Source organism: Mucilaginibacter gossypii (genome assembly GCF_017569325.2).
In the GTDB taxonomy this organism is placed as follows: Bacteria; Bacteroidota; Bacteroidia; order Sphingobacteriales; family Sphingobacteriaceae; genus Mucilaginibacter; species Mucilaginibacter gossypii.
Map to the genome: position 1 here is coordinate 5,213,319 of NZ_CP071878.2, position 13,971 is coordinate 5,227,289.

The 13,971-nt window shown below is 41.8% G+C and carries 17 protein-coding genes and 1 pseudogene; 16 read left to right on the top strand and 2 right to left on the bottom strand.

Annotated features, from left to right (window positions below):
* Window positions 1-70: 70 nt before the first annotated feature.
* Window positions 71-802 (bottom strand): annotated as a pseudogene (locus tag J3L18_RS21880) (histidine kinase); the annotation flags it as partial.
* Window positions 803-894: 92 nt separating this feature from the next.
* Between J3L18_RS21880 and J3L18_RS21885 the strand changes: the two are divergent.
* The gene (locus J3L18_RS21885) at window positions 895-1,053 is read left to right on the top strand and encodes a hypothetical protein (RefSeq protein ID WP_167516256.1); all 159 of its coding nucleotides are present in this window, start codon (window positions 895-897) and stop codon (window positions 1,051-1,053) included.
* 18 nt (window positions 1,054-1,071) lie between these two features.
* Here the strand turns inward: J3L18_RS21885 and J3L18_RS21890 are convergent, their stop codons facing one another.
* A complete protein-coding gene (locus J3L18_RS21890; RefSeq protein WP_112571042.1) occupies window positions 1,072-1,815 on the bottom strand; it encodes a LytR/AlgR family response regulator transcription factor in 744 nt (247 codons plus the stop codon).
* Between the two features lie 463 nt (window positions 1,816-2,278).
* Here J3L18_RS21890 and J3L18_RS21895 point away from each other — a divergent pair, with 463 nt between their 5' ends.
* The 15 genes from J3L18_RS21895 (at window position 2,279) to J3L18_RS21965 (ending at window position 13,968) form a co-directional block, all read left to right on the top strand.
* Window positions 2,279-3,022 (top strand): LytR/AlgR family response regulator transcription factor, encoded by a 744-nt coding sequence (locus J3L18_RS21895; RefSeq protein ID WP_112571040.1) that lies wholly within the window; start codon window positions 2,279-2,281, stop codon window positions 3,020-3,022.
* 861 nt (window positions 3,023-3,883) lie between these two features.
* Window positions 3,884-4,825: a DUF8464 domain-containing protein gene (locus J3L18_RS21900; RefSeq protein ID WP_112571038.1), complete on the top strand. Its 942-nt coding sequence runs from the start codon at window positions 3,884-3,886 to the stop codon at window positions 4,823-4,825.
* A gap of 5 nt (window positions 4,826-4,830) precedes the next feature.
* A complete protein-coding gene (locus J3L18_RS21905; RefSeq protein WP_112571036.1) occupies window positions 4,831-5,667 on the top strand; it encodes a DNA-methyltransferase in 837 nt (278 codons plus the stop codon).
* 121 nt (window positions 5,668-5,788) lie between these two features.
* Complete coding sequence (locus tag J3L18_RS21910; protein WP_112571034.1) at window positions 5,789-6,199, top strand: plasmid mobilization protein; 411 nt, start codon at window positions 5,789-5,791, stop codon at window positions 6,197-6,199.
* Window positions 6,200-6,575: 376 nt separating this feature from the next.
* Window positions 6,576-7,568: a relaxase/mobilization nuclease domain-containing protein gene (locus J3L18_RS21915; RefSeq protein WP_112571032.1), complete on the top strand. Its 993-nt coding sequence runs from the start codon at window positions 6,576-6,578 to the stop codon at window positions 7,566-7,568.
* Between the two features lie 21 nt (window positions 7,569-7,589).
* Window positions 7,590-8,216, top strand: a complete 627-nt coding sequence (locus J3L18_RS21920; protein ID WP_112571030.1) for a ParA family protein — start codon at window positions 7,590-7,592, stop codon at window positions 8,214-8,216.
* Window positions 8,204-8,563: a hypothetical protein gene (locus J3L18_RS21925; protein ID WP_112571028.1), complete on the top strand. Its 360-nt coding sequence runs from the start codon at window positions 8,204-8,206 to the stop codon at window positions 8,561-8,563. Before J3L18_RS21920 ends, J3L18_RS21925 begins: the two co-directional genes overlap by 13 nt.
* Window positions 8,560-8,976: a hypothetical protein gene (locus J3L18_RS21930; RefSeq protein WP_112571026.1), complete on the top strand. Its 417-nt coding sequence runs from the start codon at window positions 8,560-8,562 to the stop codon at window positions 8,974-8,976. Before J3L18_RS21925 ends, J3L18_RS21930 begins: the two co-directional genes overlap by 4 nt.
* Entirely contained in the window at window positions 8,973-9,257 is a 285-nt protein-coding gene (locus J3L18_RS21935; RefSeq protein ID WP_112571024.1) for a hypothetical protein, read from the top strand. Before J3L18_RS21930 ends, J3L18_RS21935 begins: the two co-directional genes overlap by 4 nt.
* A 3-nt stretch (window positions 9,258-9,260) precedes the next feature.
* Entirely contained in the window at window positions 9,261-9,551 is a 291-nt protein-coding gene (locus tag J3L18_RS21940) for a DUF4134 family protein (RefSeq protein ID WP_112571022.1), read from the top strand.
* 228 nt (window positions 9,552-9,779) lie between these two features.
* Window positions 9,780-10,085: a DUF4134 domain-containing protein gene (locus tag J3L18_RS21945; protein WP_112571020.1), complete on the top strand. Its 306-nt coding sequence runs from the start codon at window positions 9,780-9,782 to the stop codon at window positions 10,083-10,085.
* A 2-nt stretch (window positions 10,086-10,087) separates the two neighbouring features.
* On the top strand, window positions 10,088-10,375 hold the full coding sequence (locus J3L18_RS21950; protein WP_112571018.1) for a plasmid transfer protein: 288 nt from the start codon (window positions 10,088-10,090) through the stop codon (window positions 10,373-10,375).
* On the top strand, window positions 10,353-12,776 hold the full coding sequence (locus J3L18_RS21955) for a TraG family conjugative transposon ATPase (protein WP_112571016.1): 2,424 nt from the start codon (window positions 10,353-10,355) through the stop codon (window positions 12,774-12,776). The genes J3L18_RS21950 and J3L18_RS21955 overlap by 23 nt, the downstream gene beginning before the upstream one ends.
* Window positions 12,773-13,450 carry a hypothetical protein gene (locus J3L18_RS21960; RefSeq protein WP_223266071.1) on the top strand — a complete coding sequence of 226 codons (678 nt, stop codon included), beginning with the start codon at window positions 12,773-12,775 and terminating at the stop codon, window positions 13,448-13,450. The genes J3L18_RS21955 and J3L18_RS21960 overlap by 4 nt, the downstream gene beginning before the upstream one ends.
* Window positions 13,447-13,968: an MT-A70 family methyltransferase gene (locus tag J3L18_RS21965; RefSeq protein ID WP_112571014.1), complete on the top strand. Its 522-nt coding sequence runs from the start codon at window positions 13,447-13,449 to the stop codon at window positions 13,966-13,968. Before J3L18_RS21960 ends, J3L18_RS21965 begins: the two co-directional genes overlap by 4 nt.
* Window positions 13,969-13,971: the final 3 nt, after the last annotated feature.

Sequence of the window (13,971 nt, forward strand, 5' to 3'; positions counted from 1 at the left end):
GAATTAAATGTATTTGCCGGACATCTTCTTCATACTGTAATTGAAAACCTAGCCCGTGATTCTTTCTGATTTGATTCAAATACAAAAGATTTTCTACCTGGTCTATCTCATCTCCTAAAGGAATAAAGTCACCCATTTTGTCAGAATCTATTGCGTAACGCATCATTTCAGCCAGCGTTATAACCGTATCAGCGGCAGTTGGGGAAAGGGATACAATATTGTGATAAATAAAATCCAACGTGTTAAATAAAAAATGGGGATTAATTTGTGCTTTTAGGAAAGCATTTTGGGCTTTAGTCAATTCCTGCTCGGATTTTTGCCGATAAATGATGTCATTTAGTCGCTGTTTTTCAAGCTCATTTGTCTTTCTTTTTTCTTTATTGTAAGTAATCAGAAAAAAGTAGCCTGTTGCAAAGCCAATAAAATAAAGATCTCTAAAAAAAGTTTTTAAGCTATACTGAAAGTTTAACACTAGAGAGCCTTTATTAATAAGAACGTGGATATTGATTAGCAATTTATCCACAAAAAAAGATATTAAAATAAAAACCAGTATTTCCAGCAATAGGACAAGTGGTAGTTTCCACATTATAGTTTTGCTGGTTTTCAATGCCCAGGGTAAAGACCAGTTGGCATGTAAATAAAAAAGGAAAATTATAATAACATAATGCGCAACATATGTTATTGGATTTCCAAATACGCCCAGAAGCCAACCGATTGTAAGCGATTCATATAGAATAAATACGATCCATATTAATATATGGAGCCTGTATTTTTTAAGCCAACTTGTAAAGATTCCTTTCATGATAAACCTCCTTTCTGAATAGAATTTTACCTATTCCAGATAACCATTTTCAATGCCGATTAAATTCACGATAAGTTTCATAAAAAAAGCTTATGAAACGCAAACAATTTAAAATTATCGACACCACACTTTTGGTGTACAAATCCTCTAAATCTTTAAAAAACATTACAGAAACAGAGGGTACTGATCCAACAACGAGCATGATCACAATGACAAAAACTGGCATCTTCGGTGCCGGCAATTCAAATTAATCCTTTAAAGGCAAGGCGTTAATCCTTACGCTTTGCCTTTATCAATTTTTCCGACATAAATGTTGTAAAATCCTTTTTATAATATTCTCCAATAGTAATGCTAAGGCCATTGACCATTTTAATAGTATTGCCATCAATAGAGTCAATATGATCCTTTCCAATAATATAGCTTCGCTGGAATTGCTCAAAGTTTGGGAATTGCCTGAATATTTTGGAAATTTCGGTCAACGACATATAGGTGAGTACTTTTTTGGTTAGCGTATGGATCAGCACATAGTTTTGTTTGCTTTCCACAGCAACAACCTCGTCATACCTGATTTTTACAATCTTTAAATTGTCGTCCTTGTTCTTTACAAAAAAATAATCATCAGGTGCCTTTATATCTGTTTGGGACTTCTCGTCTTTTGGAAAGAGTTTAGTAATGGTAGCGGCAAATTTGGATAGCGTATAAGGTTTCAACAAGTATGCATCAGCCTCCACTTCAAATGCTTCATAACCATATTGGGTATAAGAGGTTGTAAACACCAGCTTACGGGTTTTCTGCCGGATCTCCTTGGATAACTCTATCCCTGTAATTTTAGGCATGTCAATATCCAAAAGTATCAGATCAACCATATCGGCCGTAACCAGGTCAATTAAGGCCTGAACCGGATCAGTATAAGACTTGACTACACTCAAATTTGGAATCGAACTGATGTAAGTTCTCAGTCCCTCAATTGCATAGGGCTCATCATCTATGATAATGCATTTGTTTATGTCCATATAATAGCAACTAATTACGTTTAATCGTTATTCGTTCACATTAACACGTTATTCTTGTAATATGTGTTTTCCAAACGATAACGATGGCAAAAGGCATTAATTAATTAGGATCTTATATCGGGCACTTCTACAACGATAGCTATCTATTTTAGCACCTCCGCTTATCGCGTCAATCTTACAGTAAAGAAAACGAACCCTTCTATGTAGAAAACATCCCCTTTTGGGTAATTAAAGTGAGCTTTCTCCTTTTTACGATTAAATTAGTGAAATAGTTGTTTTGAGGCATGTCGATCAGGCCGAAATTATCGACATTGCTCATAATGAATGAGTTAAAAAAGATTGAATTGTATATTCGACGATAAAATTATTACACTTTGCAAAAGATTAGTTATTTTGTATTAAGTAAGTTCTATTTACACTGCTCTTATGGACAAATTTTTGATCGGCATAATATTAAGAACCTATGTTGAATTGTATTATTATTGATGACGAACAATTTTCTGTTGATGCAATTCTAAAATACATCGAACTTCTCCCAAAACTTTATGTTGTGGCAATTTACAATAACCCACTTAAAGCTTTAGAAAATGTTACCCTGGAGAATAATATCGATTTGATTTTTATGGACATAGATATGCCTTTTTTGTCCGGAATCGAATTAGCAAAAGCTTTAAGGCCTAAAACACAAAAACTAATATTTACAACGTCTCACTCTAAATATGCATTTGATGCATATGAAGTGGAAGGCGATGCCTATCTATTAAAACCCTTTAGTTTTGGGAAGTTTTCAATGACAATCAATCGGTTGTTTCCGAATGAAACGGTTGCCAAGATCCCAGAAATAAGCCACGGCGATGATTATTTTATGGTAAAAAATAAAGAGGAAGACTTGCGGATCGTAAAGGTTGGCTACAAAGAAGTTATCGCTTTTGAAAGTTCACAAAATTATTTGAAGATACACTTGGCAAATAATAAGGTCTTAACCGTTTATTTAACGATTAAAGATATTTTGGAACTCTTGGGATCACGTGATGAATTCAAGCAGTTTCACAGGGCCTTTGTTATTTCGACCGATTGCATAAATTACATAGAAGGCAACATTGTCAAAATGAACAATAATTTATCATTCACCGTTGGCGAAAGTTATCGCGAAAATTTTACATCCTACTTGTCCGGCAAGCTGCTTAAAACCTCAAGGAAGCGGTAAATTCAAATTCAGGTAATTAACAATTACAAGCCGGTTAGCTCTCAGGTTACGACTATTAGAAAACTGATTTTTTTCTAATAGCTGTCTTAATGATATAGCTGGTTCAGGTACTATTAAATGAATTGTTATCCCGATTTTTATAAAACAGCCGTTCTTCCGTACCAATATTCAGTTTACTTTACAAGTATAAAACTGTTTAAGAACCATTTTAAACGCCAATAGAAGCGTTGCCATGGTAACACTGGCTGAATTGTCTGATATCAACTACCGCAGCTTTCATACGCTCCGTTGGGCTAAACCGCCCCCTCCATAAGTACTTACTCAGCATTTTGCAAGAGCCTCGAAATTACTTTAGCTGAATTTATGGGTACTTAAGAATTAAACAACTAGCTCTTTATTAATATTTTAATTATTCTACTCTCCGAAAAACAGCTCTTTTCTGCACAGGGGTGAAAGCTTTGTTTCACCCCCTTTCACTGGTTACGCATATCCATATCCGCTTGCTTTGCCTACATGATTACCACAACGGTAATCGATCAACCGGTTTCGACTGGTGATCAAGCGAGCGTTATTTGACATGAGGGGATAAAGCATTATCCGGCGGGGAGCCGGAAATTTCGCGAAGGTGAGCGTAAAGCCGCAACAATCTGAAAACGCGAAGGCAGGCTGGCAGCCCGGATCGTAGGATCTGACGTGAGTAGTCCCGAAATATATATACCGGCAGAAGCGAATTTCTCGGGACCAATACCCGCTGCCGGTACACTACGCTAATCGTTAGTACGACACCTCATTTTCTTTGAACAGGTGTCTTTTTATTTTTTGCCGGTAACCGGCTTTCCGTTTAACTCAAATCCATTATTTATGTCAAAGTTATTAACCGCCAGGGAGCTGAAGGAACAAGCCTCTCTGGTAGACCTGTTAAGTCGTTTGGGGTATCAGCCCGTCCCTAAGCGTGGTCGTGAAAAAATGTACATTAGTATGCTGCGGGACAATGATAGCAATCCGTCCTTTAGTGTGAATGATGATCTTGGCGTATGGTTTGACCATGGAGCCGGAAAAGGCGGAAACATTATTGATTTTGGTTTGGCCTATTGGAAAAATTTAGGATTTAACGAAGTCGTTAAAAAGATACAGGACGTATGTTCTATTGAACCAACTGAACCAAGGATTTTGCGACCTCGAAAACCTGTCAAGGTCAATCATGTAGTGGAAAAGGTTAGGCCCTTGGGTGCACACCCGGCTATCACGGATTATCTAAAAAGTCGTGGCGTTTTCGAAGTTGCAAAATTTTACCTCAGCGAGGTCTATTATTTTTTAGAAGATGAGAATGATGTTCGTAAACATTATTTCGCGGCAGGCTGGCTCAATGAAAATAATTCATGGGAGGTCCGCAACCGGTATTTCAAAGGCTGTATGGGACACAAAGGAATTACCTTTATACCCGGCCACCCTAAAAAGGCGGCCTTATTTGAAGGCTTTCTTGACTTTTTGAGTTGGCGTTTTGACAATCCCGAGGCGGACCATAGCATTATCGTTTTAAACACGCTGACCTTATTACAACAAGGCATTGCCAAAGCAAAGGCCTTTTCCTGTCTTGACATCTACTTTGACCGTGATAAGGCGGGCAAATTGGCCAGTAGAGATTTCATAAAAGCATTACCCTATGCTACGGACCGTTCATCCGCATACGACGGTTTTAACGATTATAACGACAAAATTAAAGCGCAACTGAAACTACCAGTTGCGGAGGATGGAAAAAAGAATAATTTCTTCTCCAACGTACGGGTACCTTTTGCAAGGTAGGCGTCATGGATATTCCACTATCGCATTATTTAAATACAGTAATCGAAGGTGATTGCCTGGAAATAATGCATATGTTTCCAGATCGTTCTATTGATTTGGTTTTGTGTGATCTACCTTACGGAACCACATTAAATCCTTGGGATATCCCGATTGATTTCACCTTGCTTTGGTTACAATATAAGCGAATCATTAAACCCAACGGCGTTATTGCACTAACTGCCGCTGGCATTTTTACCGGCGCAGTTATCCTAAGCAATCCAGCTTGGTTTAAATATAAGATCGTTTGGATCAAATCAAAGTCCACCAATTTTTTAAACGCCAAAAAACAACCGCTCCGGCGGCATGAGGATATCTGCATTTTTTATAATAAGCAGCCACTTTATCAACCTCAAATGATACCCGGCAAACCTTATAATAGAGGGTGGCGGAGAAAGACAACCACAGGGTGCTATGGGGAGTACAAACCTTCGCCTATTTTAAGCACCAGCGGGGACAGATATCCTTTTGATATTTTGTTTTTTGATGAGGAAGAACCCGACGATTGGTTTTATTGTAAAACCTGTGAGCATGAAGAAACGAGGCCTTATCATCCGACACAAAAGCCGGTTGACCTTGGCCGCTACCTTATTCGGACGTTCACCACACCTGGAGCGGTGGTACTGGATAACGCCTGCGGTTGCGATTCTTTTTTGATTGCCGCTATCCGGGAAGCCCGGAATTTTATCGGCATCGAGAAAAATAACGGGGCCTATCATCAAAAGGTTAAACCCATAGATTTTGTTAAAATAGCTAGGGAGCGGATAGCGGCAGAGCCGCCGCCCAACTTCTTATTTAATGGGTGAAACTCCAAATTGATAATCAGGATTTCCGTTGCTTTTGCAACGGCAAGATGTCTTTTTGTTTCACAAAAAGTCTCTTGCCCTTCCAGGGGGGAGATAAAAAACTTCGCAACTCGTTTTTTCTATGGCTGACCTAAAGAAGTTAATCGGGAGACCAAAATTAGCGGAGGGCAAACGAACCAAGTTTATCAACGTCAGGTTTACTGAAGTGGAATATCGGGAAATTGCCGACCTCGAAAAAGAGCTGGGTATTTCTAAAACAGATCTGATCAGAATGCGCATGCTATCCGATGCGAAAAAAGTCGTAATCAATTCCCGGGAGTTAATTAGATACATTGACAGCGCCGGCGCTGAAATGGGAAGAATTGGAAATAATATCAATCAATTAGCCAAACATGCCAATACGCTAAGATTAAAAAGTGCATTAAACCCGGAGGTTATTACGCAATTCAACTTTTTGTTTGATGAATACATCCATGTTCAACAGCAATTTGAGGTGTCCCTTCGTAAAATCATCAGGGCAATGGGCATTTGAATTCGTGCTACCCTTGTAATCGCAAATTAATCCGGTATGTGTTATCGTATATTAAAACAAGCTATACGGATAAGCAAGTCGACAGATCACAAGATCGATAGATTAGAAGATTCGGAACTCGTAAGATAGCCTGCTTGTTAGTTCGGCAGATCGCAAGTTATGCTGATTCCCTGATCGGTAGCTTATTAGCTATTGAGATAAGCTGATTGGCTGATTTTAAGATTCGCAGATCAGGAGATCGTAAGATTACCAGCTCGTGAGATCGGTTGCTAAGTTGATTGCCAGCTACTAAGATTGCCTGATTGGTAGCTATCGAGATCGGTTCATTTAAAAATAAACAGATCGATAGATAGGTTTTCCTAACGCTGATTAATCAATGATCGCTCACATTCTTGAAAAGCCTTCCCGAACATTTGCCGGTGTGAAGTACAATACGAACAAAGTTGACCGGAATACAGGCGAACTGATGCTGATTGCCAACTTCGGTGCTATCCAGGCACTCAACAATCCCCGGCCACAGGATCTGGTAAACTATCTGTTAATGATTTCAGCACAGAACAAAGGCATTACAAACACACAATTCCATGCCGTCGTTTCGGCTACCGGCCGCAGTTATAGCAAACAGGAATTGACAAAAGCCGCAGTGATGTGGATGAAAGAAATGAAGTACGGCGAGCAACCTTATCTCATTGTCTTTCATAAAGACACAGATAATAACCACGTACATATTGTGAGTTCCCGTGTAGGAAAGGACGGAAAGCAGATTGACCGCGATTACGAACAGGTGCGGGCAGTCCGAAATATGAACAAAGTGTTAGGCTATGACTTTGCTATGCAATACCGGTTTAGTACTAAAGCACAGTTCTATCTGATACTGGAAAACCTACGCTTTCTTGGCCGGGATTACCTCAATGAGGAAAAGATTCAAAAGCGAATACAATCCTATAAACCAGACAAAGCACGAATAGCAGAATTAAAAGGATTGTTTATGATCCACAGAGCAGACACTGATTTTGTCCGGCAGATGAAAACGCAATATGGACTTGACCTTATATTTCATTCTTCGGAAGGTAAAGCGCCATACGGTTATTCGGTCATCGACCATTCCACAAAGCAGGTCTTCAAAGGAAGCGAAATCCTTAACCTTAAAATGCTTTTGGATGCGGACATCAATATTGGTCTGTTACAACACCCGCCAATCATTGACCTATACGACTACCTAAGTGAGAACGCAATAACCTATTATTCCGAACAGTCCACGGAACCAATCTACATTCAGCCGGTGATGATTGCCGATGATGTAGACGACCAGCAGGTGCTTGGCATGAAACGCCGGAGGCAAAGGAAAGCAAGAACAAATACCCGGTAAGGGATAAATCCATGAAAAATTATGATCTGTTTATTTGGCAACCAAAAAGGGGGCGTGGGAAAAAGTACGCTCACCGTCCTATCCGCGAACTACCTGAGCCTGGCTAAGGACTGGCCGGTGACTATCATCGATATGGACTACCAGCAATCCATTTCGCAAAAATTTGAAAAGGCAAAGGTGCTGGAAAATGAAGAGCCTTACGATGTACTGCCGGCGAACCTCGAAAGCTTTCCTCCTTTAATACCCGTCCTGACAAAAAATAAAAAGGATGCGATTTTAATCGACCTGCCGGGTAAGCTCGACGATGACGGGCTCATACCGGTTTTTACATCAGCTGACCTGGTCGTATGCCCGTTTGCTTATGATGAATTCACTTTCGAATCGACTGTTTTATTTACGGTCGTTCTAAAAAAAGTTAATCCGAATGTGGAGGTGGTTTTTGTTCCAAATAGAATCAAAGCCAACGTGAAGTTTGAAATTATGAGTGAGGTAAACGAGCAGCTTTCCAAGTTCGGCAAGATCACCATGGCGATCCCTGATCGTATTGACTTTCAAAGGATCACCACCTTCCAGACGCCCTTATCCCTCTACGGAATTATCACCCCTGTTTTTGAAGAAATATTTGCCGACCGCTTATGGAAAAAATGAAATCATTAGCCGACCAGCTACGCGAAAAAATGGTGAAGCCCGCCGAAAACCCTGGCAATGACCAGCCGGATACTGTAGCAGTTAAAAAAAAGGCGGCTGTATATAAAACCGACAAACCACCCGATGCACCCATATTAAAACTGTTAACCGACTATGATAACAGCGATCATAAGACCATGGTGCATTTCCGTTTTGACAAGCAGACGGTTGATTTTCTCAATCAATTTAAAATAGCGACGGGTGTGGACGCCACCAAATTTGTGGCCTATTCCGTCCGGCAGTTTATCAGTGCACATCCCGAGCTTAAAACAATAATCAAACATTTTATACAAAAATCCTACTTATGACACAGCTTAAATTTTTACTCAGCTTGTTCTGTACCTACGCGGCCTATTACACTATAGTTATTATTAAGGACCAAAAACGCCAAAAGCAAGTGGCAGGAACAGCAGTTGAAGATACGGTTATTGAAGTAGATGTTCCGAAAATCCAACCGTTGATCCCACCGGAGAGAAAGGTGGATAAGTTACTCGTTCATGATACCGTGGTGAGGTCACTATACGCCTACGACAACAGTGACCACAAGCAAATGGTGCATGTGCGTTTTGACGCGCAGACGGTTGACCTGCTGAACAAGTTTAAAATGGCTACCGGTACTGATATAACCAAATTTGTCGCTTTCGCGGTAAAATACCTTTTTGAGTCCAATCCTGAACTCAAAAACATCATCAAACTATACTTACAAAATACAAAATTATGACTTGGATTAAATTCGCATTATGGCTGCTCGGCGTCTATGCCGGCTATTACACCGTCCTGATTTTTTGGGATTACCTGCGCACAAACCGCGGCGAAACCGGAAGTGACAAACATGAACTCACTTTTGTTGAGGACATCCATCCCATTAAATCATTGGTGGAGGAAATAACCGGTTCCGGTAAGGAATCGGCTGTGTCTTTTTCCGGTGGTGTAAGCCTTAAACAGCTTTTCAATCTCGCCCGTGAGGAATCGGTCGAATACATCAAATCCGTTAGCTTCTAATGAATGAAATATCTCCTGTCTGTTTGTTGCTGCCTTATAAGCGCAGCAGCATTTGCCCAACCCGGGATTACCGAGATGCAGCAGGCTAAACAAGACCTGTCTTCCACCTTCTTTTCCGCCTTTGATTGCTGCATGGTTCTCGCCTGCATATTTGGACTATTCGGTGGACTTAGAGTTTACCATAACTGGCAAATGGGTAAGGATCGGATAGATTCGGCTGTTGCAGCCTGGTTTTTTGCATCTTTCTTTATGATCCTATCGGGTCCTTTTTTACGGGCATTGTTCGGAATCTGAATGCCTGTTTTTCTTTAATGCTTCTTTCCCTTGAAGCTGTAAAAGATTCCTGTCTGTACCTTCTTCAAAGTTTAAATCCTTCTTGGATTTGACCGGCAGTATTAGTCTGCTATCCATCCTGGGTGAAATAATCGGGGCGTGTTCGTGATCTGAACGCTCTTTTAGCATAACCGGCCTGCTCCCGGCAGGCTCTAAAAGATCTCCGCCTTTATTTTTTTCTCCAAATTAATGTTTTCAAAAACAAAAAAGTTATGGGCTTCAGCCGTATTGCTGGCCCTTTCGGTTCCCGTATTTGCCCAAAGCGGCGTTAACGGTCTGAACACTGCAACCTCTACCTTAAAAACCTACGTAGCCCCAGTAACCAACATTACTTTGGTGATCGGCGGCATCGTTGGTATCGTCGGTGCCATCCGCGTCTATTCCAAGTGGAACAGCGGTGACCAGGATATCAATAAGGAATTAATGGGCTGGGGAGGTTCATGTGTCTTTCTCGTTGTTTCCGCATTGGTGATCAAAGCTTTCTTCGGCTTGTAAGCATGGCCAGGAAGTATCCTGTTTATAAGGGGCTGCAACGGCCCCTTATATTCAAAGGCTTCAAAGGCAAGTTCATTTACTGGGGTCTTGCTTCCCTTTTAACCGGACTTGTATTTGGAGCTTTAACCATGTCACTGGTCAATATGTGGCTTGGTGCCATGGTCTTGATCGGCTTTATTGTCGGCGGTCTGCTTTTTACCGCCAGCAAACAAAAAGGCGGCCTTCATTCCAAAAGCCGTACCTCAAACATTTACATCCTTAATCATTATGGCCGTAAAAACCTTGTTTAACATTCCCTATGCGGGAGTGGATAAAGATGGTGAATACGATTTACTCATCGGCCTCAACGGCGAATGTTCTGTTGTCATCCAATTGGTAAACCCTGTCATCCGTTATTCCGCTTACCCGGCAGGTTATGAGGAATTCCACCACCTGCTTATTAATGTTGTTAAAATCTTAGGCGACGGCTATCTTCTGCAAAAGCAGGACATCATCAGCCGCTCCCCCTATAAGGGCCCGCCTTCCAGTGAATACCTGCAAAAAAAATATAATGCCCATTTTGAGGGGCGGGAATGCCTGCAGGTTGCCACTTATTTAACGATCACGCGCCAGGTAAAAAAAGGCGCGTTTTATGTTTACGACAGACGTGTTCTTCGTGATTTCAGGCAGGCTATCGGAAAAGTCCTGGATGTACTGCCATCAGCAAAAGCACTTATTGAAAGCCAATTGAACCAATTGGTCTTACAAATGCTGAGTATGGATTTTGGCAGGTCCAATATTGTTCTTGATAACATTGCTCCCTCGGAAACCGAGATCAGGATGGGCGAAAAGTCGCTACGCTGTATCAGCCTGGTCAATATTGACAGTATTGATCTTCCGCCCGACGTTTCTACACACATTGAATTAAATGATAAGGAGAGCATGCGTGGGTTTCCCGTAGATTTCATGTCATTCCTCTTTAAGGTGCCCGGTGTGGATGTGATCGTTTATAACCAGGTCATTGAAATACCAAACCAGATAGTGACGCTCAGAAAACTGGAGCAAAAAAAGAAAAGACATTCCGGGATACCTGACCCTGCCAACCAATTATGCGTGGAGGATATTGATCTACTGCTGAATGATGTAGCCCGCGAAAGCCAGTTACTCGTTAATTGCCATTTTAATATCCTGGTGGCTGCTCCAGTTGCCGCCATTCAAAAGGCCGTCAATTTTGTGGAAAGCTCGCTCTTCCAGTTAGGGATCATCCCCAGTAAAAATGCCTACAACCAACTGGAACTTTTTCGTACCGCGCTGCCGGGGAACGGCGTAGAGTTAAAGGAATACGATTGGTTCCTGACTACCTGTGATGCAGCGATCTGCTTTTTCTTTAAAGAATCCCTGCCAAAGGATGAGCCTTCCGATTTTTTGATAAAGTTTACTGACCGGCAGGGTATCCCTGTAGGCATGGACCCGGCCGATCTGCCCATGCGGACGGGCCGCATCAATAACCGGAACAAGTTTGTACTCGGCCCCAGCGGTTCAGGTAAAAGCTTTTTTATGAATGCACTTATAGAGCAGTACATGCTCTATAACATGGATATGGTGATCGTGGATACCGGCCACTCTTATTCTGGCCTATGTTCTTACTACAATGGGAAATATATCACTTACACCGATAAAAACCCCATCACAATGAACCCGTTCCGTATCACCGAGGCGGAATATAACATAGAAAAGAAGGATTTCCTCTGTACACTGATCGGGGTAACCTGGAAGGGTGCCGAAGGAACGCTAAGCCCGGTGGAACGCGATGTAATCGCAAATGTGATCTCAGCCTACTACAGCACATTCTTTGCTGAAAATGGTGATTTAAGCTTCAATACCTTTTATGAATTCGCACTGGAAAAAATTCCGGAGATCAAGACCGAGGAAAGGATCGTGTTTGATTTTGACGAATTTAAATATGTCCTTAAAAAGTTTTACAAGGGGGGTGAGTTTGCCCGGTTACTGAATGAGGACACCGATAAATCATTGTTTACCGAGCGCTTTATTGTGTATGAAATTGATTCCATTAAGGAAAATAAGACGCTCTTTCCACTCGTCACACTCACCATTATGGACGTCTTTATCCAAAAAATGCGTTACCGGTCGAACAGGCGGAAAGCTTTAGTGGTCGAAGAAGCATGGAAAGCCATCGCAAGCCCGCTTATGGCAGGCTATCTTTTGTACCTCTACAAAACTGTACGGAAATTTTGGGGTGAAGCCATAGTCGTCACCCAGGAACTTGGTGACATCATCGGAAACGTTGTGGTTAAGGATAGTATCATTAATAATTCAGATACCATCTGCCTGCTGGACCAAACTAAATTTAAAGACAATTATAATGATATTGCCGCCTTGCTATCCATCAACGAAACGGAAAGGCGTAAGATATTTACCATTAACCAACTGGACAACACGGAAAATCGGGGTCGGTTTAAAGAGGTATATATCCGTCGCGGCGCTGTTGGCGAAGTTTACGGCGTAGAAGTGTCGTTGCAGCAATACCTTACTTATACTACAGAAAAACCGGAGAAATCGGCGGTGGAAAGTTACACCAGCCGTTTCGGTTCTTACCCGGATGGCCTGGATGCCTTTATCCGGGACTTTAAAGGCAGCGGTAAATCTTTACCTGCCTTTATTTCACAGGTTAATCAAAATCAGCAACCATGAATAACAACCTATTTAAAAATTCATTTTTAGGCATTGTACTATGCGTTTGCATTTGCAATGCGCATGCGCAGACACTGACCGTTGACCCGGCCGTATCGGCTGCGATAGCTGTTAACGCAGGTGTGATCAACGGCCAGTTGAATACGACCAATAATAAACTTGACCTCATCCAAAAAGGCCAGTTGGCGGTAACCGGTCAGCTTGTTATCGTAAATGACCTTCAAAATAAGATCTACCAGGGACTGAGCCAGGTAGCATCAGTCATCAATAACCTGACAACCATCAAAGAGATCGCCGAATGCGGCACTGATATTATCAGCGATGTGGAGGCATCTGTAAAGCTTGCCAAATCCGACCCCGTATTATTGCTATTCGCAGAGCAGGGTGCCCGCGACTTTGAAACAAGGGCGGCAACCCTTGCTGCGGATGTGAGTGCCTTTGTTCTTAAAGGCGGAAATAACCTGATGGATTCCGGTGAGCGCGGTAAAATGCTGAACCATATAGCAGATGAAATGCGCATCCTGCGCGGTATAGCCTATGGTATGGACAGGGCGATGTACTGGGCGAAGATCAACGGTATTTTTCGCTCACTAAACCCCTGGGCAGAATGGCAAAATCAGGATGTCAGGATAGCCAATGATGTTTTAACAAATGCTAAATACCTGAAGCAATGAAATATGAATTATTCCTGATTTGTCCGCCCTGGAAACAATATAGGGCGTACAAAAGATCAAATAAGATCATGACCGACAGTATCCCTCCCAGTACGTGGCGGGCGCTCAGGGCCTTTAACTTTATAGAAACCTGTCTGGCCGAACTGGCTTTTCAGGAGCATGTCGTCCTGGTTTGGGTAACCGAAAAATTCACCGAAGAATGCCGTGAATATATAGGCCGCCTCGGATATCAGTATGACACTTACCTTATCTGGAAACGGCCAAAATGGAAACGCGGCAGCACAACGGAAGTTTTTGAGTACCTGATGGTATTCCAAAAGGACGGTTACAAAGTACCCGCAATTGATTTTCCAGACCCTTTGGAATCACCGTTTACAGGCATGGTTAAATGCAAGGGTCAAAAACCCGAAGACGCTTACGTCCTGATAGAAGCCTTATATCCCACACGGGCCAAGGTACAAATCTTTGGAAACTGCCAGCGCCCTGGCTGGGACGTGTTTCAGCGCAACGACACTTAATCA